The following is a 1,493-nucleotide window of genomic DNA, read 5'->3' on the forward strand; positions in this document are numbered from 1 at the left end:
CCTCACCCCCGCCCTGGCTCGGCCGCCTCCACCCCGACACCCTCCCCGTCACGGAGGACGGCCGCACCGAATGGTGGGGCGGACGCCAGCACTTCTCCCACTCCAGTGCCACCTACCGCCACTACGCGGCGGCGATCACCGAGGACCTGGCCGCCCGCTACGCGGCCCACCCGGCGCTGACGATGTGGCACATCAACAACGAGTACTGCACGTTCGACTACGGCGACGAGGCAGCCGCCGCCTTCAGGCGCTGGCTCCGCGACCGCTACGGCACCCTCGACGCCCTCAACTCCGCCTGGGGAACGGCGTTCTGGAGCCAGGGCTACGACACCTGGGACGGCATCCTCCCGCCGCGCACCCCGCACTACCTCAAGAACCCCGCCCAGGTGCTGGACTTCAGGCGCTTCACCTCGGACGCCCTCCTGGAGTGCTACCTCGCCGAACGGGACATCGTCGCCCGGCACACCCCGCACATCCCGGTGACGACGAACTTCATGCCCCTGTGGATCGGCCAGGACGCGTGGCGGTGGTCGCAGGAGGAGGACGTCGTCTCGGTCGACCTCTACCCGGACCCGCGCGACCCCCTCGGCGCCCAACAGGCCGCCCTGGTCCAGGACTTGACCCGCTCCCAGGCCAACGGCCCCTGGATGCTGATGGAGCAGGCGGCGGGCCCGGTCAACTGGCGCGGCGTGAACCACCCCAAGCCCCGCGGCCTGAACCGCCTCTGGTCCCTCCAGTCGGTGGCCCGAGGCGCCGACGCGGTCTGCTACTTCCAGTGGCGCCAGTCCAGCCAAGGCGCCGAGAAGTTCCACTCCGGGATGGTCAGCCACGCGGGGGAGCAGGGCCGTACGTTCGCCGAGGTCAAGCAGCTCGGCGCCGAACTCCCGGCCATAGCACCGCACTTGACGGCACCTCAGAAATCCGACGTGGCCGTCCTGCACGACTGGAACTCCTGGTGGGCCGGAGCCCAGGACGCCCACCCCTCCGCCCGCGTCGACCTCCCCGAGATCCTGCGCGCCTGGCACCGAGCCCTGTGGGAAGAGAACCTGACCACCGACTTCGCCCACCCCGAACACGACCTGTCCGCCTACAAGCTGGTGGTGGCGCCCCACCTCTACCTCCTCACCGACGCCGCGATCGACAACCTCCTCGCGTACGTTCGCGGCGGCGGCACCCTCGTCTGCGGCTTCTTCACCGGAGCCGCGGACGAGGACGACCGCATCCGCCCCGGCGGAATGGACGCGCGCCTGCGTGAACTGTTCGGCATCCGCACCCTGCACGAGTGGTGGCCCCTCGACGCGGACGAGACCGCCGAGTGCGAGGGCTTCCGGGGAACCCTCTGGTCGGAGGAGCTGGAACCCGAGCCCGGCACCGACCACATCCCGTACAAGGGCGGCGAGTTGGACGGCCTCCCGGCGATCCTGCACCGCGACCGCGCCTGGTACGTCTCCACCCTCCCCGAACCGCCCGCCCTGCGCGCCCTCCTCGCCCGC

The 1,493-nt window shown here is 71.1% G+C and carries 1 protein-coding gene; it reads left to right on the plus strand.

Annotation, left to right across the window (positions count from 1 at the left end):
- Positions 1-1,493, plus strand: a 1,493-nt coding sequence (locus AOK24_RS43090; RefSeq protein ID WP_055725291.1) for a beta-galactosidase, incomplete at both ends; no start/stop codon positions are given.

This window comes from Streptomyces niveiscabiei (assembly GCF_001419795.1).
Classification (GTDB): domain Bacteria; phylum Actinomycetota; class Actinomycetes; order Streptomycetales; family Streptomycetaceae; genus Streptomyces; species Streptomyces niveiscabiei.